The organism is Petroclostridium sp. X23 (genome assembly GCF_030013905.1).
Lineage (GTDB): Bacteria > Bacillota > Clostridia > SK-Y3 > SK-Y3 > X23.
Genome location: NZ_CP124862.1, coordinates 4,744,264 through 4,765,123 on the forward strand (window position 1 = coordinate 4,744,264; position 20,860 = coordinate 4,765,123).

Genomic DNA, 20,860 nt, shown 5'->3' on the forward strand with positions numbered 1-20,860 from the left:
AGGAGGATTTTGAATGATTTTACCTGAAAAAGCAACCCAGCCAACAATGTATTTTATAGGGGTTACTACCACTCAATCATCAATCATGAATTTATTCCCGCTTTGGGCAAAAGAACTGGGACTGCACAATGCGGTTATTAAGGGTATCGATATTGAAATTCATGCGGATGAAGAAGTTTATAGGAAATGTGTTGAATTTATAAAGAACGATGAACTCTCATTGGGTGCACTTGTCACAACACATAAAATTGATCTATACAACGCTGCTAAAGAATACTTTGAGTATTTGGATCCGTATGCGAAAATGTTCGATGAACTTTCGTCCATATCCAAGAAAGATAATAAATTGGAAGGTTATGCAAAAGACCCCATATCCAGCGGATTAGCGATGGAGGCATTCATTCCGGATGATTACTGGAAAGAACATAGAGGAGAAGTTATGATTATGGGAGCCGGCGGAAGTGCATTGGCAATCAGTTCATATCTGGTAAAAAAGGAGAGGGGTGATAATGTTCCGTCAAAGATTATTATCACCAATAGAAGCCAATCCAGGTTGGATTCTGCCAAAGTGTTGTTATCACAACTGGATACCGATGTACAATTCGAATACTATTTGTGTCCTGAGCGTAAAGACAATGATGCTGTGCTAGAGAAGTTAAAGCCCTATTCACTTGTTATAAATGCTACAGGATTAGGCAAGGACAGACCCGGGTCGCCTCTGACCGATGCGGGACAATTTCCAGAGAACAGTCTGGTATGGGAATTGAATTACCGTGGGGCTCTTGATTTTATGCATCAAGCATTAAGCCAAAAAGACACCAAAAACCTATATGTAGAAGACGGGTGGATTTACTTTATACATGGCTGGACCCAAGTCATAGCCGAAGTATTCCATGTAGACATCAAAGGGGATGTTTTTGATAGATTAGAAAAAATAGCAATGGACTTAAGAATGGGAAAATAATTTAGGAGGCGATTTTAATGATGCAAGAAAACAGTATAAATCCGTTTACAGTGTACTTCAGTTTGAATAATGGCTTGAGTGATACAAAGAACCCGATAAGCAGGCATCTTTCTGACATGAAAGGGATGTATTATGATAATGAAGCGTTTGATAAGATGATGGAAAACGGGAATCCGCTGACATATGATTTTTATGATTTAGAGATGCCGGAAACAGATGGGGATTTAGCTTTTGGAACCAGTGTTACATATCCGGGAAAGGTCGGGATGGAATATTTTATGACAAAAGGTCACTTTCATACCATCTTGGATACTGCTGAAGTGTATTATTGTATAGGCGGAATAGGGTATATGCTGATGGAGAATCCGGAAGGTGACTGGGATATCCAAGTACTGACACCGGGAAAAGCGGTTTATGTACCTCCAAGGTATGCACACAGGAGTATCAATATAGGAAATGAACCATTTATTACTTTTTATACTTTTAGGGCAGATGCAGGGCATGATTATGGTACAATAGAAACAAAAGGGTTTAGAAAACTAGTGTTGGAACAAAACGGAAATCCGATTGTAGTTGATAACCCTAAATGGAAATAAATAGTAAAGGTGTGCGCAATATGTCTTATAAGGTGCTTGTGACTGCCCGGATTAAAATATTTATGATTTATTTACAAAACTGAAGGTTTTTTTGATATAATACAAGGTAAGTAATTAATTAATAATGTAATAACAATATAAAAATATAGCTTTATGTACCCAAAAGGAGGGCAGTAGATCATGCCTTTATTTAGTAGATTGATTGACAAGAATACACCTATACCGATGTATTATCAACTAAAGGAAATCATACTGGACGAAATAAAAACAGAAAAATTGCAGCCTGGAGACTCTATTCCTACAGAGAAGGAATTAAGCGATATATTTGATATCAGCAGATCCACTATCAGACAGGCTATTTCAGATTTGGTTAAAGAAGGATATTTATATAGAATTAAAAGTAAAGGTACATTTGTATCGAAGCCCAAAATCAATCAGGACTTTATATGGAAGCTTGAGACTTTTAGTGAGCAAATGAAAAAGTTAGGACTGGTTCCAAGTACGAAAGTGCTGGAATTGGCTGTGATTGAAGCGGAAGAAGAGATTGCGTCGGTCCTGCAGCTTCCCATAAACGATAAGGTGATTAAATTGGTTCGCCTTAGATTTGCCAATGATGAGCCTATTGTAATTGTAGAAACCTATTTACCCTACAATTCATGCTTATCTATTTTGCAATATGATATGGAGAAAAAATCTCTCTATGAAGTACTTTCTTTAGATACTAGGTCCAAGATATACAAGGTGTTACGAACGGTAGAGGCTGTGGTTGCCGGCCAATATGAAAGTAAGCTGCTGCAGATAAAAAGAGGATACCCTATACAGCTTTTTACCACCATAGGATATAATCGGGAAGAAAAACCTATAGAGTATTCTATTGCCCGGTATAGGGGAGACAGAAATAAGTTTAAAGTAGAAATTATTATCTAAGATAGAATAAAGGGGGAGATAAAGGGGATGATTAAATATTTGCTGGCTCATGATCTAGGTACGTCGGGGGATAAAGCGACACTATATACGATAGAAGGGCAGCTGGTAAAAAGCAGGGTATTTTCGTATGAAACCGATTACTTTAATAATAACTGGGTAGAACAAGACCCGGAAGATTGGTGGAAAGCTGTTTGTGCGACTACTAAAGAAATATTGAACGATATTGACAGCAAAGATGTAGCAGCCGTATCATTTAGCGGACAAATGATGGGGTGCCTGTGTGTAGATAGGAATGGCACGCCGCTGCGTAAGTCAATTATCTGGGCAGACCAAAGGGCAGCGAAAGAGACGCAGATTTTGGAAAATGCTATATCTCAAGATAGATTTTACCGGATAAGCGGACACCGCATCAGCCCTTCCTATAGTCTTCAAAAGCTTCTATGGATAAAAAATAATGAACCGGAAATATATGAAAATACATATAAAATGCTTAATTCTAAGGACTATATCATTTTTAAGCTAACAGGAGAATTCGTTACCGATTACTCCGATGCTACCGGAACATGTATCCTTAATCTCAATACACTTCAGTGGTCGGATGAAATCATAGCGATCTCAGGAATTGATGGAAACAAGCTTCCGACGCTTAGACCGTCTACTTATGTAGTAGGTGGCGTAACAGAACAGGCGGCGGAGCTGACAGGACTAGCTGCCGGGACACCTGTGGTATGCGGTGGAGGAGATGGTGTCTGTGCTGCGGTTGGGGCAGGATGTATCAAGGAAGGGACAGCCTTCAGTTATGTAGGGTCTTCTTCGTGGATTGCGCTGACTACCGAAAAACCCATTTATGATGACCGTATGCGTACATTTAATTGGGCTCATATCGTGCCGGGATATGTTGCACCGTGCGGAACCATGCAATGTGCGGGCGGATCGTACAACTGGTTAAAGAATGAGATCTGTAAAATAGAAACTAGAGAAGCGAAGGAAAGAGGAATCAGTCCTTATCAGATTATTGATGAGGAGATTGCGCAATCCCCGGCCGGAGCAAACGGATTGTTGTATTTGCCTTATCTGTTGGGAGAAAGAAGCCCACGATGGAATCCAAACGCCAAGGGTGCCTTTATCGGTCTTAAGATGGAGCATCAAAGAAAGGACATTTTGCGTTCGGTATTGGAAGGGGTAACCATGAATTTAAATGTTATTCTGGGGGTGTTTAAGCAGTATGCAGAGATTAACAAAATGGTGGTCATAGGTGGCGGAGCGAAAGGGAAAATATGGCGTCAAATCATGGCAGATGTATATGATTTAAGTATTTTAAAACCAAACTATCTTGAAGAAGCCACATCCATGGGAGCGGCAGTTACAGGGGGTGTTGGTGTAGGGATTTTTAAAGATTTTGAGGTTATTAATAAGTTTATAAAAATAGAGAGCACACAGCAACCCATACAAGATCATGTTGAAAAATATAAGAAGATGATACCCATATTTGATGAAAGCTATGATGCTTTGATTAATATTTATGAAAAGCTTGCGGAACTATAATCAATAAAAAGCAGCGATGCTTTCATACGCATAAACTATCTTCAATATTGATCTGTATAATTAGTAATCAAGTGATTATGATAGAAAAAGCCATTAAAGCTTATAAACAGCTTTGATGGCTTTTTCTAGGCACGTTTGGTAAAATACAATAAAATTGTCGTTCTGTGTTTCTTATTGTCAAATATCCTGTTATAATATTGATATAGTTTAGTATTTTATGGATATTTAATTGGAGGAGGCTTACCATAATGGAGAAAAAATTACTTGGATTACAGAATATTCTGAGAAAGAGCGGGATATTAATTAGTTTCTCCGGACGTTTTTCCCAAGGAATCATAGAAGAACTGGGTGAAGCTATACAGAAGCATATGGAGGCACAAGATACACCTAAAAGCGATGTATTCAATGTTTTTGCCGTATTTATTGAGCAGACTCAAAATATAAAGAATTATACTTCGCTGAAACAAGGAAGCGAAGGTTATGACAGGATTTCCAATTCGGGGATTGTAAGCATAGGAAAAAGTGATTCGGGTTATTTTATCTGGTCGGGAAATATGGTTGAGAATGCTGATAGTACAGCACTTATCGACAAATTAGAGTATGTTAAAAAACTTGATAAGAACGAACTGAAAAAATTATATAAAGAACAGATGAAAAAAGATGTGCTGCCCGATAGTATGGGAGCCGGTGTGGGACTTATAGAAATGGCAAGAAAAGCAAGCCGGCCGTTAGAATATTCTGTTGAAAAGATTGATGATAAATTTTCGTTTTTTGAGTTAAGAGTCATTGTGTAGGGAGGAATATTTATGGATAAATTATACATAGAACAGACAAAAGGGACACCTCAAGTTGATTTCAACCCTGATACAGGAATATTAATCTTAAAGGGGCAGTCTTATCCTGAGAATGCCTTTAAATTCTATGAGCCGATATTCAAATGGACTGAGGAATTTCTTGAGCAGGTGCACGGGCAGATCACAATAGAGATAGACTTTAGCTTACCATATATTAATTCAAGCAGTTCAAAATGTATTATGATGCTTCTTGATAAATTTGAAGATGCCTTCAATGAGGGGAAAAAGGTAACCATAAATTGGTATTATGATGAAGACAATGAAAGCAGTTTTGAATGTGCCGAAGAATTTAAAGAAGATTTAACGCTTCCATTTTATATTTTAAAGGCGGACCATGCGGGTTGATGTTTTTAGGAGGCGGAACAGTGATGGACAGATTTGCAGAGAATACTAAAGAAAAAGATAGAGAGAATAAGATTGATGTTTTTGACAATAGTACACTGAAAGTAATTATGTTTGCATGTATCGTTATTTTTCTAGCCGTATTGCTGACCGGCGGAATAAGCTATAGCGTTGCAAAGAACGCTATTATCACAAAGCTGAAGGCAAAAGATCTGAAGTATATAGCCCAGTCCATCACCGCTAAAATAGACGGACGTATCCAAAGAGCGGTTGAAACATCGCGTGTTTTATCAGAAGACCCGAATGTTATCCGATGGTTGGAAGATGCAGAAAAGGATGAAATGCTGGGTAAGCATGTGATGAAGAAAATCACCGACATCGCGCGAAATTACGACTACAGCAATTCTTTTATTGTAAGCTCCGTAACGAATCACTATTGGGCTGAAGACGGGAAACTAATAGATACGATGTCTGCTGACGATGAGGATGATACGTGGTTTTTTGATACTATTGCGTCTAAACAGCCTATATCTATTGTAATAGATTCTAACAATGAGCGTGGAGATACTTTTGTATTTGTGAATGCATTAATGGGAGATGTGAATAACCCTATTGCGGTTACAGGGGTAGGACTTAATTTAAAAGATATTTCGGAAGAGGTTAAAGGATACAAATTCGGAGAAAACAGCAATATGTGGCTCATTGACAATAAGGGTGACATTTACATTTCGGAAGATGTTGAGCAAATAAGACAGAATATTACCAGCTATATTCCTGAGAAAATCGAGAAGCGGTTATTTTCAAATAATAGTAACTTAGCAATGAATTTAGAGGTTCTGGAATACAAGAATAACAATGGGCAGGTGTATGATCTGGTTTATCAGCCTATTACGGCCACTGACTGGAAACTGGTTCTCCAGGTTCCGCGGAGTGAGAGTATATCCATTGTTAACTCTATCATGATCAATACCGGTATCGCCTGCTTTATTACATTGCTCTTAGTCATTGTTATGTTTTATATGATATCACACAAAATAGCAGATCCATATAAGAGAACCCTTCTTATAAACCGGGAACTGGAGAAAAAAGTAGATGAACGGACCCGCGAATTGAACGAAAAGAATACCAAGCTTGTAGATAGTATTGAATATGCTAAAATGATACAAGAATCTATATTACCCCCTGTGGAAGAACTGGCAAAACTTTTTAAAGAATATTTTATTCTTTGGAAGCCTAAAGATATTGTAGGTGGAGATTTTTACTATACCCGAAGATTAGATAAAGGTTATATCGCAGCTGTAGGAGATTGTACCGGCCACGGGGTACCGGGTGCACTTATGACCATGACGGTCAATTCTATATTAAACCATATTGTGGATGAGATTTGTAATGATAATCCTGCTGTTATTCTTAAGGAACTTAACCGGTTATTAAAGCAAGCACTGCGTGGAAGGAATTCCATCCGTGCATTGGATGATGGGTTGGATGGGATGATCCTTTATATTTCAGAGCATGGGGAAATGTTGTTTGCAGGTGCTAAAGCATCACTATATTATACGGATAAAAGCGGCGTGCATTTCGTTAAAGGAAATAATAAAGGAATCGGATATGAAAAGACCACAGAAGAATATGAATTTGAATGCGTGAACATTGAGTTTGATGATGAGAGCGTATTTTATATCACGACAGATGGTTTTTTAGATCAAAATGGAGATGGCAATCAGTATTCGTTTGGCAGAAAAAGATTTGAGGTAATAATAAGTGAATGTATGAATCTCAATCTGGGTCAACAAAAAGATATATTTGAGAAGAAGCTTCAAAGCTACATGGGAAGTGAGCTGCAGAGAGATGATATAACGGTTTTGGTATTCAAACCGTATACTCCGAAAGCTCGCAGCACTTATGCTGAAGACTGAAGAAAGGTTGAATATCATATGTCTACAGATATGTTTGAAAAAGAACTCTTTAAAAAGGAATTTGAAGTATTGGAAGAGGCGGCAGCAGATATCAATGATTTGAGATATGAAGGCAATGAATTGCTGGATAACTACGGTCAGCTTGTGCTGCAGTATGAAAAGCTCCTTAAGCTGACCAAGAAGATTTTTAGAATAAGTGACACGCAAGGGGAAGAATTAAAAAGACGTGAAAATGAAATCAAAAACCTTTTGGATAATTCTGATCAAGGCTTTTTAACGTTCGGTAAGGACCTGATTGTGAATAAGGAATATAGTGTTGAGTGTTTTAGGATTTTTAATAAGAAAATTGCCAATATGAATATCCTTGAACTATTGGCCGGTCTTAATAGTGATCAAAATAATCTTTTTGAGGAAACTTTTAAAAAGGTTTTTGAGGTAGAAGATATGGATATCAAAACTTCATATCTTAATAAGCTTCCCAATGTATTGAAAATAAATGATAATTATGTGAGCATAAAGTATAAAATTATACATCAAGACGGGTTTACCATTAAGAATGATGCGCTGATGTTGGTCTTAACAGATATTACTGAGAAAAGAAAAGCCGAGGATCAGGTGTTATACCTTAGTTATCATGATAAATTGACATCTCTTTACAATAGAGCGTACATTGATAGTATTGCATCCCAGCTTCAATCTCATCAAAACATGCCGCTGAGTATCATTCTAGGTGATATGAACGGATTGAAGCTTACAAATGATGTATTCGGTCATAAATACGGGGACAAGCTTCTTATTCATATTGCAGAGGTGTTTCTTGCTTGCTGCGGGAGAAATGATATCGCAGCAAGATGGGGAGGAGATGAGTTTTTGATCATACTTCCCAATACCGGTTATGATAGATGTAAAGCCATATGCGCGGAAATCAAAAAGCAATGCGGCAATATTCCGCCTGATCCTATTGAAGTGAGCGTTTCATTAGGAATAGCAACAATGGAAAATCCGAATACAAAAATATCCGAGCTTTTTAATATTGCTGAAAACATGATGTACAGCAACAAGCTTGCAGAAAGTAAGAGTGTACGAAGGAAAATTATTTTAGGTATAGAAAAAACACTGCATACAAAGTGCTTTGAAGATAAAGGTCATATTGAACGCGTCAAAAAGATGGCTTTGGATTTTGCAAAGACTTTGGACATCGCGTCAGATTCCATCGAAATGACGAATCTGCCGCTTCTTGCATCGTTTCATGATATAGGTAAAGTAGCGATACCTCAAGAAATATTGGGCAAAGAAGGTTCTCTTACCAATAATGAATGGGAAATAATGAAAAGCCATACCGAGATAGGATATAGAATGGCACAATCTATTGAAGAGCCTGTATTGGCCCAGGCTATTTTGGCTATGCGCGAGCGCTGGGATGGTGCAGGGTATCCTTATGGTTTGAAACAGAACCAAATTCCGTACATATCAAGAATCATAGCCATACTTGATGCCTATGACGTAATGACACATCATAGACCATATAAATCCGCTTTGAGCAAAGAAGATGCATTGAAAGAACTCATGAGATGCAGAGGGACCCAGTTTGATCCGGATCTAATTAGTAAGTTTTTGCAGCATATTCGTAGGGTATCTTAATCAGATGTATGATCTTCCTGTTGAATGCAAAGGCATTTTTAGCCTAATGGGAACCGGAAGGCCAGAATATCTATTAAGGTAATTTTATTAGTAGACAGCGAGGTTGAGGAGATGAGGGTTAAGAATGTTTATATTGATGAATGTAAGATTGGGGATGTACTTGCGAAAGATATTTATAATCATAACGGAATATTAGTGGTTACTGAAAAGACTCAACTCAATGAATACATTATCCGTAAACTAAAATCCCTGGATATCATTGAACTATGTGTTTATGAAAATGATCCCGATCAAAATAAAACCGCATATCAGCATAAATATCAGGAAGTAGCAGAAAAATATGATGAAAATATTTCGGCTATTAAAGAAGTGATTACAGACCTAGCGGTAGGCAAACCTTTGGATTATACTAAAATCGAACAAGCTTCCGAAAATCTGTATGAAGAAATAGATGAGAAAACACATATTATCAGGTGTCTAAGTACAGTAAAGAACTTTGATCAATATACTTTCCACCATAGTGTAAATGTGGCCCTTTATAGCATGCTGATCGCCAAATGGCTTTATTTGCCGGAAGAAAAGATCAGAGATGCCATTAAAACGGGACTGCTTCATGATATGGGCAAATCACTGATACCCATTGAGATTTTAAATAAAAATGCACGTCTAACGGATGAAGAGTACCTTACTATGAAGAAGCATCCTATGTACGGATATAATATGGCCAAAGATCTGGCACATGTTTCCGATGAAATTCTGGACGGGATATTAATGCATCATGAAAGAGAAGATGGAACAGGATATCCCTTTGGAATCGGTGGAGATGAAATTACGCTATATGCAAAAATCATTGCGTTAGCTGATGTATACGACGCGCTTACCTCCGAAAGAGTTTATAAAAAAAGGATCACGCCTTTCGAGACTTTCTCGATTATTGAAAAAACCGGATTGAGGCATTTCGATATAAAAATCATGATGACCTTTCTGCATAATATTGCAAGTTACTATATAGGCTCTGAAGTGATAATGGATAACGGAAAGCATGGAACGGTTGTCTATGTCACACCCCACAACATTTCTCTTCCAATCATAAAAGTTGATGATAAATATATTGATATGTCAAAAGAAAAAAATATTAAAATCATTGAATTGATTGGTTAAGTATCAACAATAAAGTAATTTATATTGTATTATTTGATGTTTTTATATAAAATAATATATTGCAAGATTAAATAAGCCTGTAAATGATAATGATAATAGATGAGGTGTTGATATGGTTATTGATGATATTCCCGCAAGTTTGGGATTTCGAATGCCGGCAGAGTGGCATAAACATGCCAGAACTATTATGGCTTGGCCTGTAGTAGAAGCCGAATGGCCGGGACCGCTGGAGGAAATCTTGGAGGCATATTCAGATGCCGTGAAAAAGATTGCAATGTTCGAACCGGTTACAATGATTGCAAGAGGGGACTTGATGGACCAGGTTCATGATTATTGCGGGTCAGCGGTTGAAATTATGAAATTTATTAATGATGATTCATGGACAAGGGATAATGGGCCTACCTTTGTGATCAATAATAAGGGTGAGATAGCCGGTATTAACTGGATTTTCAATGCGTGGGGAGGAAAATATCCCTGTGAAAACGACAATAGAGTTGCGCCCGCGGTTCTCAAGCACTACAATATTCCCCGCTTTGATGCACCCATTGTTATGGAGGGCGGATCAATACATGTTGATGGAGAAGGAACACTGCTTACGACAGAAGAATGTCTATTGAATATTAATCGCAATCCTCATCTGACAAGAGAAAAGATAGAAGATAGGGTAAAGAAATATTTAAATATCCAAAAAATCGTGTGGCTGAAAGAAGGACTGTACGGTGACGATACCGATGGGCATATTGATAATGTCGCATGTTTCGCGAAACCGGGTGTGATTATAACGCAAGTATGTTCTGATCCCAATGCACCGGATTATCAGCGGTCACAAAATAATCTGGAAATACTAAGAAGTACTACTGATGCAAAAGGAAGAACGTTTGAGATCATTGAGATCGAGCAGCCCAACCCGGTGGTATATGATGGGTTACACCTTACATTGAGTTATCTCAATTTCTATTTTGTGAATGGAGGAATCATTCTTCCTGTTTTTGGTGGTGAGAATAGTACAAAAGATGTGGCTGCCATAGAAAAGTTAAAAGAGGTTTTTCCTGATAGAAAGATTGTGGCTATTAACGGATTACCCCTTACAAGGGGCGGCGGAAACATACATTGTTTGACGCAGCAGATGCCGGAAGGTATTCCTGCGAGGTTATGAGGAAGGAAGTGAAGGAAATGAGTAAGGTTACTGTTGCAGCAACCCAGATGAGCTGCTCGGCGAATATAGAAGAAAATATTGAAAAGGCTGAGAAGTTGGTGAGAGAGGCTGCGTCCAAAGGAGCTAACATTGTTTTACTGCAAGAGCTTTTTGAGACACCTTATTTTTGTCAGAAAGAAGAAATAGAACACTTTGATTATGCTACGGAAGTGGAAAACAATAAAGCGATCAATCATTTTAAAAAGATTGCAGCGGAGTTGAAAGTGGTTATTCCTATCAGCTTTTATGAAAGGAAAAATAATGCAAGGTATAACGCTATTGCAGTGATTGATGCCGATGGAAGCGTATTGGGTGTATATAGGAAGACACATATTCCTGATGGGCCGGGATACGAAGAGAAATTTTACTTTAATCCCGGTGATACAGGCTTTAAGGTATGGCATACACAGTATGCGAAAATAGGAATAGGAATTTGTTGGGATCAGTGGTATCCTGAAACCGCTAGATGTCTCACGCTCATGGGGGCGGAAATTTTATTATATCCTACTGCCATCGGTTCGGAACCGGAGGAGTCTGATGTAGATTCCAAAAATCACTGGCAGATTTGTATGCAAGGACATGCAGGCGCAAATATCATCCCTGTGGTTGCATCCAACAGAATTGGAAAAGAGGTTCAATGTGATTCGGAGATTACGTTTTATGGGTCTTCTTTTATCGCAAATCACTTAGGTGAAAAGGTTACCGAGGCAGACAGGGTCTCGGAACAGGTGCTTATAGCAGAATTTGATTTAAAAGAAATTGATAAGTATAGGACATCATGGGGTATCTTTAGAGACCGGAGACCGGAGATGTATAAAGCCATTATGACATATGATGGCGTGGTAAAATAAGGCGAAGACCTTCGGCTTGTAACATATGTTACCGAATAATCACAAAATTATTTATAAAATATACTTAATAATCAGTCATTATAAAGCGTATTTACATACTATCTGTAAATCAAGCTTTTTAATTAATAAATAAAAAATGGAGGGTGTATATTTATGAGTATCACAAAAGACATGACGATCGGGGAATTGGTAAGAACCTATCCTCAAGTAATCGAAACATTGATGAGTTTTGGAATGGGCTGTGTGGGCTGCCCGTCAGCGCAAGCTGAAACAATAGAAGAAGCAGCTATGGTTCATGCGATTGACATTGAAAAACTGGTAGATGCACTAAATAAAGCGGTATAATATTAGTGGGGCGGTTTGAAATGCGCCCGCGGATGTTGATGCCGAATAGTATGGATATCTTGCTGTTTATAAAAGAAATGGTTCCTGATGTGATATTGGGAGCCATTTCTTTTACAGATAAAAAACTCTAAAGTTATTAAGAACCAATATGTTAATTCTTATTTCAATATATCTGTTTTATTATCGCAGGGGTGGACGGCCCTGTCCACCCGCCGTACTATTACCCTATCTACGGGCGGACAGAGTCGTCCGTTCCTACGCAATCTAAACTATTAGCGTGATATATAACTTAGTAAATTGCAAGTATAAAGTTCGTTATTTGTAGATTTATTTAAACTTAATTTGACAAATTGTATATCAGAGAATATATTGTAATCAAAAAGGATACTATTTGCTAAAGAGGTGCATGAGAATGTTAGATAATATAGGAACTGAATTTATTCTAAATAATACTATTGAAACAGCAGATAAACTTAAAAAAGTTAATATTCCTGCAGATACTCGTGTGTATGAAGTTATACGCATTATTGAAAAGGTTCCTCTTTTTCTTGAAGAGCATTATTTGCGCTTAAAGAAATCATTTGATTTACTTGAAATGGATTTGAACATTTCCTATGAAAAACTTAGGGAGCAAATTCATGTGCTGGTTGAAGCAAACCAACTGATCAATTGTAATGTAAAAGTCATTGTGTATTTAAAAGAGGAAGTTCAAAGCAGTTTGATATATATCAGTAGAAGCTACTATCCAAGCAGTGAAGAGATTAAAAATGGTGTGCCGGCTGATCTACTATATTTGGAACGTCAAAATCCAAATATTAAATTAGTAAATGATGATTATAAAAAGATGGTAAGTGATAAAATACAGCAAAACGATTTATTTGAAGTCTTGCTTGTAAATAATGACGATAAGATCACTGAAGGAAGCAGGTCAAATGCTTTTTTTGTTGAAGGGAAAAGGGTATTTACTGCTCCCGGTGAATATGTTTTGAAAGGGATCACAAGGCAGTACATTTTAGAAGCATGTAAAAAAGCAGGTGTAGAAGTAGTCGAAACACTAGTGGATGTTGCTGCGTTGAATACAATTGACGCGGTATTTATCAGTGGAACGTCTATTAAGGTCTTACCAGTTTCCAATATAGGTAAGAAGCGATATCCGTCCGGAAGTCACTCTACAGTAAATGCTATAAGCAGCCAATACAACAGTCTGATTGAAAATTATATAAAGACCCATAAATTTGAATGATTGGTAATTAAAAAAATAGATAGTCAACGCAATTATATAAAAGGCATCGGCAAGGGATTTACTTGGTCCGATGCCTGAATTTAAGAGATTGAGCTATAGGGAGGAAATTTATCTTTTGTGAAAATATATATTATTAATCAAATAAATGAGATATAAGCATAATTGATTTTTATAACTTTTAAAATTGATCCTATAATATTAATACCACATTATCAGGCATATAAACAAAAAATAAAGTTATTTCTTAAGTTTTTTATATAATTAAAGACGCTACATGGAATATATTGCTTAAGTGGGGAGTGGATAGTGGGGAGAGCTTAAAGGTTCCCACTTAATGATTGCTGATGTAAATTCTTTATTGCAGTTTATATAGATATATAATTGTAATAATACGTCCGATGTGAAGATATACTGTCTTACGTATGATGACATAGAGGGGACAATCCTTATAAAACTATTGACTTTTAAACTAAGAGTAGTACAATAATAAGTGGTGTACATAAGTTAGGGGTGTCAGTAGTGAAGGATTGTGAAACTGTAAAGATGATGCAGCATAGACAGCACGCAAAATTAGTGGTGTTTGGTGAAGGGATTTTAGTTGGGATACTTGCGGGCTTGATTACTGTATTGTATCGTGTACTTTTACAAACAGTAGAAGGCTGGCGAAAGGGTATATACGGCGAGATATTAAAAGGTAATGGAATATTAGCGTTTTTGTGGTTTTTATGCTTAATTTTGATTGCCATTGCTTTAGGAAAGCTTGTTACTAAGTTGCCAATGATTAAAGGAAGCGGTATCCCTCAGGTGAAAGGGGTTCTTATTCATCAATTCACAATGAATTGGTGGAAGGAATTGATCTCAAAATTTTTTGGCGGTGTGGCTGCAATAGGAATGGGATTTTCTTTAGGAAGGGAAGGTCCTTCAGTTCAAATGGGGGCACATGTAGGACTGGGGATAGGACGGATTTTAAAGCGTCCCAATATTGAGAGGAAATATTTATTAACTGCAGGTGCCAGTGCCGGGTTGTCCGCTGCGTTTAACGCGCCTTTTGCCGGTATGATCTTTGCATTGGAAGAACTACATAAGAATTTTTCGCCTTTATTACTAACATGTGTAATGAGCTCATCTTTGGCCGCGAATTTTGTCAGTTCACATTTTTTAGGTGTTAAGCCATCTTTTGATTTTCACAAAGTATTGCCTATGCCTTTGCAGGATTACTGGGTACTCATTGGATTAGGTGTCGTTGCGGGAATATTGGGAAAAGCTTTTAATGTATGTATCGTAAACAGTTCACGTTGGTATAAAATTATACCGGAGAAATATGCTGTTCTTCGCCCGGTTTTCCCCGCTATCTTAGCCGGCATATTGGGTATTATGCTGCCTGAAGTGCTGGGCGGCGGGCATCCTTTGGTAGAAAGTTTGAACATATATAGCGTAAGTGTTATTGTATTATTGGTGATTCTAGTAGTGAAATTCGCATTTACAGTGATTTGTTATGGTTCTGGGGTGCCGGGCGGAATATTTCTGCCTATGCTGGTCATCGGTGCGGTGATTGGAAAAATATACGGAGTTTTTTCTATCAAATTTTTTGGGATTAGCGATGTTTATACATTGAATTTTATGATATTGGCCATGGCTGCTTATTTCACCGCCGTAACAAGGGCGCCGATTACAGGAAGCATATTGATTACCGAGATGACCGGTTCATTTGATCACTTATTATCTTTAATTATGGTATCAATGGTAGCTTTTATAGTGACGGATCTGCTTAATTCTAAAGCTATCTATGATGTCTTGTTGGAAAACATGATGCGTGCTGTCGGAAAAGAACGTTTTGTGGGTGACGGAAGCAAAAAAATATTGCTGGAGATTCCGGTTTCAATCGGTTCTACTTTGGAAAACTGTCTTGTAAAACATATGGAATGGCCGCAGAATTGCTTAATTGTCGGATTAATCAGAGGAGAAGCGGAAATAATTCCTAATGGCGATACAACGATCTATGCAGGAGATACTTTATTGATCCTGACGGATGAAGACAGAGCTTTGGATATAAAGCCGGACTTGCTGGAGATGGGGGCGGAAGCGCTGTAAATCAATATTATGAATATATATGTTCTGTGTTTATGATTATATTCGGCGGGTATAGAATGAAACAGTTGTGCAAATTCTATACCTGTGAATATAATCATGAGAGAGGACAGTAAAACAAATGAAGGAAAAGGACCGCGCCAGACTATTATTAATAGTATTCTCTATCATCCATATTGCTACCGTTATTGGGTTTGTGATACGAAAAGATCGTTTTTTCGCATATAATGGAGTGGCCGTTTATATAATCTATCTTCTATTTGTCTTATATGAAAAGAAAAGAGGCATACTGCTGGAGAATCATATACGGGCTATGATCATAGTTGTAATAATAGCGCATAGTATTCTAGGGCAGTATCTTGATCTATATCACCGTTCGAAGTATTTTGATAGTCTGCTGCATATTACAGGTACGTTTTCATTCTCTTTGTTTTACTTTTCTATTATTAACAAAACCCTCCAACCTTGTTACTATTCAAATCTCTTTGTGTTTATTTTTATAGTATCTATCGGAATAAGCGCGGGAACATTGTTTGAAATCATTGAATTTTTGCTGGACAGTATTTTTAACTCCAACAATCAGCATGGATTAGTAGATACGGACCTGGATATGGTAATGAATGTAGTGGGAGCAGTTTGTGCAGGAGGTTATGTGCCTTTCTGCAAACAAAAATAAAGCTGTAGGATTATGACTACAGCTTTATTTTTGTTTTGTTATTGTTCAAAGACATCCAGAGAGTCTTTGAGATAATTATCGATAAGGTTTTGTATATTCGGATCTTTTAAGATAACGGCAATTTCAATTCTTCGGTTTTGTGCCCAGGCTTCTTCAGTATTACCGGTAGCAACAGGCCGGTATTCCGAATAACCGGTTGCCGCAAAATATTCGCCATACCTATTTGCTAACGTAGGATTGGATTTCATCAGATAGTCTACCACTGCAGTAGCTCTATCGGTAGACAGTTTTCGGTTAGGTTCCAAATATGGCCGTTTATCTGTATGTCCCTGAATTTCTATGGCGTCAATATATTTTCTTACATTCTTATCATTAAGTACTGCTTCGAAAGACTTTGCCAGTTCATTCAGTACTTTCTTGCCTTCGGTTTTAATAGTAGTGGAATCCGGGTCAAATACAATGCTGTTGCTTAGACGGATATTTCCGTTCTCTCCGATTGTGACCAATGGTTTTCCTGTATCATCTGTTTTGCCCAGTTCATCTTCTATGGACTCTTTTACCTTCTTTAATACATCTAATCTCAATACTGCGATACTTCGAAGTTCTGCTCTAAGATTACCTAATTCTCTATTGCTTGCCGCGATGATATCCTTTTGTTCTTCGATTTTTTGCTCTGAGATCTGAAGTGCGATTTCGCCTTGTTTTACTTCAGCTTTGATATCTTCCAGGCGGTCTTCAAGTAGTCTAAGATTGTTTTCTGCATGTTTGATTTCCATATTTGAAGTTTCCAGCTTTTTTTCAGTATCCATCAACTGCTGCTTTGCGTATTCAAGGTTATTTCCGGTAATGATGTTTTGTATGTATGCAAGCAGCATAAGAAAAAACAAAATCAGCGCGATGGTCGAGATCATATCGGTAAAAGAAGGCCAAAAGTTTTGTGCTTCACTGCTTTGTCTGAAATGTCTCCTTCTTATTTTCATTAGTACCCTCCTGATTCTTTTCCGTTGTTCGGTTTGGTTTCATCATTTAACCCTGCTTGTTTGAAAAAACTTTTGCAGCGGCTTTCATATCTGATGTAAAATCAGCAAAGGTGACGTTCATTCTCTCTATATTCGTTCTTAGCTCATAATTAAATTGCGAAAAATCACGGGTATTCTCAACAAAAGTTGAGATGGATTTATCAAATTGCTGAACGGTTTTTAATATGGCTAAGGAAGTACTTTCCATTTCTCTAGCGGCAGCGGAAAGATTATCGGTAAGGCTGTTTGTGATTATTTTGTAATTATCATCCATCTTAGCAGTATATTGCCCGAAAATATTTTCTAACGACTCTACCAATGCACGATAATCATCTTGTTTGTTGTTAATAAAGTCTAGAGAAACCGTATTGTCCAGAAATTCTTCTATTTCTATCATCAGTGTTTCGCGTTTTTCTTCAATGTTGATAGCGATATTCACGATGGTAATGAGGATAGAACCTGCTATTCCGAAAAGTGAAGTGATAAAAGCCACCGACATTCCTTTTAATGATGCAATAAGTCCGTTAACAATAGTATCCATAGAGTCCAATGCGGCAATGTTATTTCCATTTGTCAGCAATTCGCCCAGCTTATCGATAGAAAGCGTTAAGCCGTAGAAGGTTCCCAGTAGACCAAGGATGATCATAAGTGAAATAGAATGCTTTACAAATCGTTCACCCAGCAGTAGAAAACGATGTTCTTGGGCGAAGTGCTTTTCAATAATTGCTTGTGTATTGATCTCCTCCAAATTCTTTTTTGCCGATGCGATATAGTTTTTCACAATAAGTGTTAACACCTTTGATTCAAATTTATCTTCACCGGTTTCTTTTCCTGCGGAAAAATCCTTATAAATCTTGTGATATTTATTGCGGATAATGATAGCTAATGTAACTGCTGCAATAAAGATTGTACTAATTGTAACGATAATGACAATTGCAAAAGGACTTAGCTGGTTAGTTAGTGCATTCAAAATAATTCCCCCTTAAATTAATCATATGTGTTTTTGCTGTATAATACTTTAGACAGCATTTAAGTAAATTTGTTCCCGTTTTTGCGGCTTTTTAGGTTTTATTTTACAAATATAATTTAATTATACCATATAAATTAGCGGTAAAAACATTTTTGTGGATTAAGATGTAAAAGACTTTTTTGGCTTAGAATAATATATGATTCATGGGGTTGAAAGAATAAAAATGAACTTAATTGTGAAAATAAACAAAAAAATATAAAAAAAAGAAGGAATTTTATAATAAATGTAGAATATATATTATATAAGTTAAAAATTTATATTTGGGGGAATGTGTGTGTCAAAGCCACGAATCAAGAAGTCAGTTACTATTTTTGTATTATTGGCATGCTTTATTTCTATGCTGGCAGCGTATAAAGTACTATGGTCACCACAGAACCTACCCAATGGCAACATTACAATGCAGGAGACATCGTTGTAAATATTATCATAAGATATAAAAAGAGTACATAGATCTATGTACTCTTTTTATATCTATAAATCTTCAACTTCATCCATCCATAGTCTATAACTTGCATCGCTTGGCATACGCCAGTCACCTCTGGGGGATAAGTTGATGGAACCTACCTTGGGACCGTCCGGAAGACAGGAGCGTTTAAACTGTTGCGTGAAAAACCGCCGGTAAAATATTTTTAGCCATTTTTTGATGACTTCGGCAGGATATTTACCGCTAAAAGCGGTTTGCGCTAGGAAATATATCTTAGCGGGCCTGAATCCAAACCTTACTAAGTTATAGAGAAAAAAATCATGCAACTCGTAAGGTCCTACGATATCTTCGGTTTTTTGATCTATCTCGCCTTTGTCATTGGCAGGCAGCAGCTCAGGGCTTACAGGGGTATCAAGAATATCCAATAATGTATTTTTAGAACGCTCATTAACAAGGTTCTCAGCTACCCATTTCACCAAAAAGCGAACCAATGTTTTGGGAACGCCGGAATTTACCGCGTACATGGACATATGATCTCCGTTATAGGTTGCCCATCCCAAAGCTAGTTCCGATAAATCACCGGTACCTATGACAAGGCCGTTTTCCTTGTTAGCAATATCCATAAGAATCTGAGTTCTTTCACGGGCCTGCGTATTTTCATAGGTGACATCATGCTTTTCGGGGTTATGTTCAATATCCTTAAAGTGCTGCATGCACGCATCTTTTATGTTTATTTCTTTAATGGTTACTCCCAAGGATTTCATTAAGTCAAGTGCATTATTATAGGTTCTTCCTGTAGTACCAAAGCCGGGCATGGTGATCCCTATGATATTCTTACGAGGCATATTTAAAGCATCGAAGGTTCTTACCGCTACCAAAAGTGCAAGGGTCGAATCCAGGCCACCGGAGATTCCTATGACGGCACATTTGGATCCTGTATGGCTAATACGCTTTAACAAGCCGCTGACCTGTATGGAGAATATCTCTTCGCAGCGTTGATCTCTTTCCAAGTCATTTTGAGGTACGAACGGATATGGATCCACTGTCCTGAGTATATGAGTAAAAGTCGATTTTTTTAAGCGAAACGGAATATATTGATAATGCTTATTTAAGTTGTCATGGCTGCCCATCAAGCCCATAAAGCTGGTGGATTTTTGACGGTCGGCATTTAAACGGTCAACATCAATTTCACTGATGATGAGCTGTTCTTCTTGGCTAAACCGTTGAGATTCCGCTAAGGCACTCCCGTTTTCAGTGATTAACGCATGACCGGCAAATACCACATCGGTAGTAGATTCCCCTCCGCCTGCTGAAACATATATATATCCTGACATACATCGGGCTGACTGCTGCATCACAAGTGATTTTCTGTATTCATTCTTACCGATTACTTCATTGCTGGCGGACAAATTAAATATAATATTGGCGCCGTGCAGGCAGTGAAAGCTGCTGGGGGGGATAGGTACCCACAAGTCTTCACAGACATCTATGCCGAAGCAAACATCTCTATCTTTAAAAAGAATATTCGTATGAAAGGGCACAACTTGGTTACATAGACAAATAGAATCGCTTACAGCATTTGCCGAAGAAGCAAACCAACGTTTTTCATAGAACTCACTGTAATTCGGTATATAAGTCTTTGGAATGGCAGCTAGAATTTTGCCGCCTTGTAACACAACAACGCAGTTAAAAAGCTGGTTGTCGGCTTTTACAGGTATACCAACCATAATCACGATTTCGGTGTTATGCGTAATATCCAGTATTTCTTTCAGCTGGTCTTCGGCTGTTTCTATAAGCAGCTGCTGATGAAACAAATCCCCGCATGTATATCCTGTAATGGAGAGCTCAGGGAAAGCAATCATTTGCACATCATTTTTTACAGCTTCATTGATAAGATAAATAATTCTTTTTGTATTATATTTACAATCTGCAACTTTTAAATGCGGCACGGCAGCTGCCACTCGAATATATCCTAAATCCATCATATCAACTCCCATAGTTTCTAACTTCCAATTTCTTTACCATATATGATACCACATATTA

The 20,860-nt window shown here is 37.5% G+C and carries 19 protein-coding genes; 16 read left to right on the forward strand and 3 right to left on the reverse strand.

Annotation, left to right across the window (positions count from 1 at the left end; translation table 11 throughout):
• Nucleotides 1-13: 13 nt before the first annotated feature.
• The 15 genes from QKW49_RS22380 to QKW49_RS22450 all read left to right on the forward strand — a co-directional run bounded on the left by QKW49_RS22380 (nt 14) and on the right by QKW49_RS22450 (nt 16,344).
• Complete coding sequence (locus QKW49_RS22380; RefSeq protein ID WP_282864856.1) at nt 14-964, forward strand: shikimate dehydrogenase; 951 nt, start codon at nt 14-16, stop codon at nt 962-964.
• Nucleotides 965-981: 17 nt separating this feature from the next.
• On the forward strand, nt 982-1,560 hold the full coding sequence (locus QKW49_RS22385) for a glucose-6-phosphate isomerase (RefSeq protein WP_282864857.1): 579 nt from the start codon (nt 982-984) through the stop codon (nt 1,558-1,560).
• 180 nt (nt 1,561-1,740) lie between these two features.
• A complete protein-coding gene (locus QKW49_RS22390; RefSeq protein WP_282864858.1) occupies nt 1,741-2,487 on the forward strand; it encodes a GntR family transcriptional regulator in 747 nt (248 codons plus the stop codon).
• 27 nt (nt 2,488-2,514) lie between these two features.
• Nucleotides 2,515-4,032: a xylulokinase gene (xylB, locus tag QKW49_RS22395; protein ID WP_282864859.1), complete on the forward strand. Its 1,518-nt coding sequence runs from the start codon at nt 2,515-2,517 to the stop codon at nt 4,030-4,032.
• Between the two features lie 248 nt (nt 4,033-4,280).
• Nucleotides 4,281-4,826, forward strand: a complete 546-nt coding sequence (locus QKW49_RS22400) for a SiaB family protein kinase (protein WP_282864860.1) — start codon at nt 4,281-4,283, stop codon at nt 4,824-4,826.
• Nucleotides 4,827-4,838: 12 nt separating this feature from the next.
• Complete coding sequence (locus tag QKW49_RS22405) at nt 4,839-5,231, forward strand: DUF1987 domain-containing protein (protein ID WP_282864861.1); 393 nt, start codon at nt 4,839-4,841, stop codon at nt 5,229-5,231.
• A 23-nt stretch (nt 5,232-5,254) separates the two neighbouring features.
• A complete protein-coding gene (locus QKW49_RS22410; RefSeq protein WP_282868215.1) occupies nt 5,255-7,144 on the forward strand; it encodes a SpoIIE family protein phosphatase in 1,890 nt (629 codons plus the stop codon).
• An 18-nt stretch (nt 7,145-7,162) separates the two neighbouring features.
• Complete coding sequence (locus QKW49_RS22415) at nt 7,163-8,785, forward strand: diguanylate cyclase (RefSeq protein WP_282864862.1); 1,623 nt, start codon at nt 7,163-7,165, stop codon at nt 8,783-8,785.
• Nucleotides 8,786-8,896: 111 nt separating this feature from the next.
• Nucleotides 8,897-9,946, forward strand: coding sequence for an HD-GYP domain-containing protein (locus tag QKW49_RS22420; RefSeq protein ID WP_282864863.1), 1,050 nt, complete (start codon nt 8,897-8,899; stop codon nt 9,944-9,946).
• A gap of 112 nt (nt 9,947-10,058) precedes the next feature.
• Nucleotides 10,059-11,102, forward strand: a complete 1,044-nt coding sequence (locus tag QKW49_RS22425) for an agmatine deiminase family protein (protein ID WP_282864864.1) — start codon at nt 10,059-10,061, stop codon at nt 11,100-11,102.
• Nucleotides 11,103-11,119: 17 nt separating this feature from the next.
• Nucleotides 11,120-11,992, forward strand: coding sequence for an N-carbamoylputrescine amidase (gene aguB / locus QKW49_RS22430; RefSeq protein WP_282864865.1), 873 nt, complete (start codon nt 11,120-11,122; stop codon nt 11,990-11,992).
• A gap of 153 nt (nt 11,993-12,145) precedes the next feature.
• Nucleotides 12,146-12,337, forward strand: a complete 192-nt coding sequence (locus QKW49_RS22435) for a DUF1858 domain-containing protein (RefSeq protein WP_282864866.1) — start codon at nt 12,146-12,148, stop codon at nt 12,335-12,337.
• A 412-nt stretch (nt 12,338-12,749) separates the two neighbouring features.
• Nucleotides 12,750-13,580, forward strand: a complete 831-nt coding sequence (locus tag QKW49_RS22440; protein ID WP_282864867.1) for an aminotransferase class IV — start codon at nt 12,750-12,752, stop codon at nt 13,578-13,580.
• A gap of 519 nt (nt 13,581-14,099) precedes the next feature.
• Nucleotides 14,100-15,671: a ClC family H(+)/Cl(-) exchange transporter gene (locus tag QKW49_RS22445; RefSeq protein ID WP_349239056.1), complete on the forward strand. Its 1,572-nt coding sequence runs from the start codon at nt 14,100-14,102 to the stop codon at nt 15,669-15,671.
• Between the two features lie 118 nt (nt 15,672-15,789).
• A complete protein-coding gene (locus QKW49_RS22450) occupies nt 15,790-16,344 on the forward strand; it encodes a hypothetical protein (RefSeq protein WP_282864868.1) in 555 nt (184 codons plus the stop codon).
• A gap of 38 nt (nt 16,345-16,382) precedes the next feature.
• Here the strand turns inward: QKW49_RS22450 and QKW49_RS22455 are convergent, their stop codons facing one another.
• Together QKW49_RS22455 and QKW49_RS22460 are read right to left on the reverse strand one after the other, a co-directional pair.
• Entirely contained in the window at nt 16,383-17,324 is a 942-nt protein-coding gene (locus QKW49_RS22455; RefSeq protein WP_282864869.1) for an OmpA family protein, read from the reverse strand.
• Nucleotides 17,325-17,370: 46 nt separating this feature from the next.
• Nucleotides 17,371-18,333 (reverse strand): MotA/TolQ/ExbB proton channel family protein, encoded by a 963-nt coding sequence (locus QKW49_RS22460; RefSeq protein WP_282864870.1) that lies wholly within the window; start codon nt 18,331-18,333, stop codon nt 17,371-17,373.
• 334 nt (nt 18,334-18,667) lie between these two features.
• On the opposite strand from QKW49_RS22460, the gene QKW49_RS22465 reads away from it, so the two are divergent.
• Complete coding sequence (locus QKW49_RS22465) at nt 18,668-18,811, forward strand: hypothetical protein (RefSeq protein WP_282864871.1); 144 nt, start codon at nt 18,668-18,670, stop codon at nt 18,809-18,811.
• Nucleotides 18,812-18,864: 53 nt separating this feature from the next.
• Here QKW49_RS22465 and QKW49_RS22470 read toward each other — a convergent pair whose 3' ends face one another.
• Nucleotides 18,865-20,799, reverse strand: coding sequence for an NAD(+) synthase (locus QKW49_RS22470; protein WP_282868217.1), 1,935 nt, complete (start codon nt 20,797-20,799; stop codon nt 18,865-18,867).
• Between the last annotated feature and the right edge of the window lie 61 nt (nt 20,800-20,860).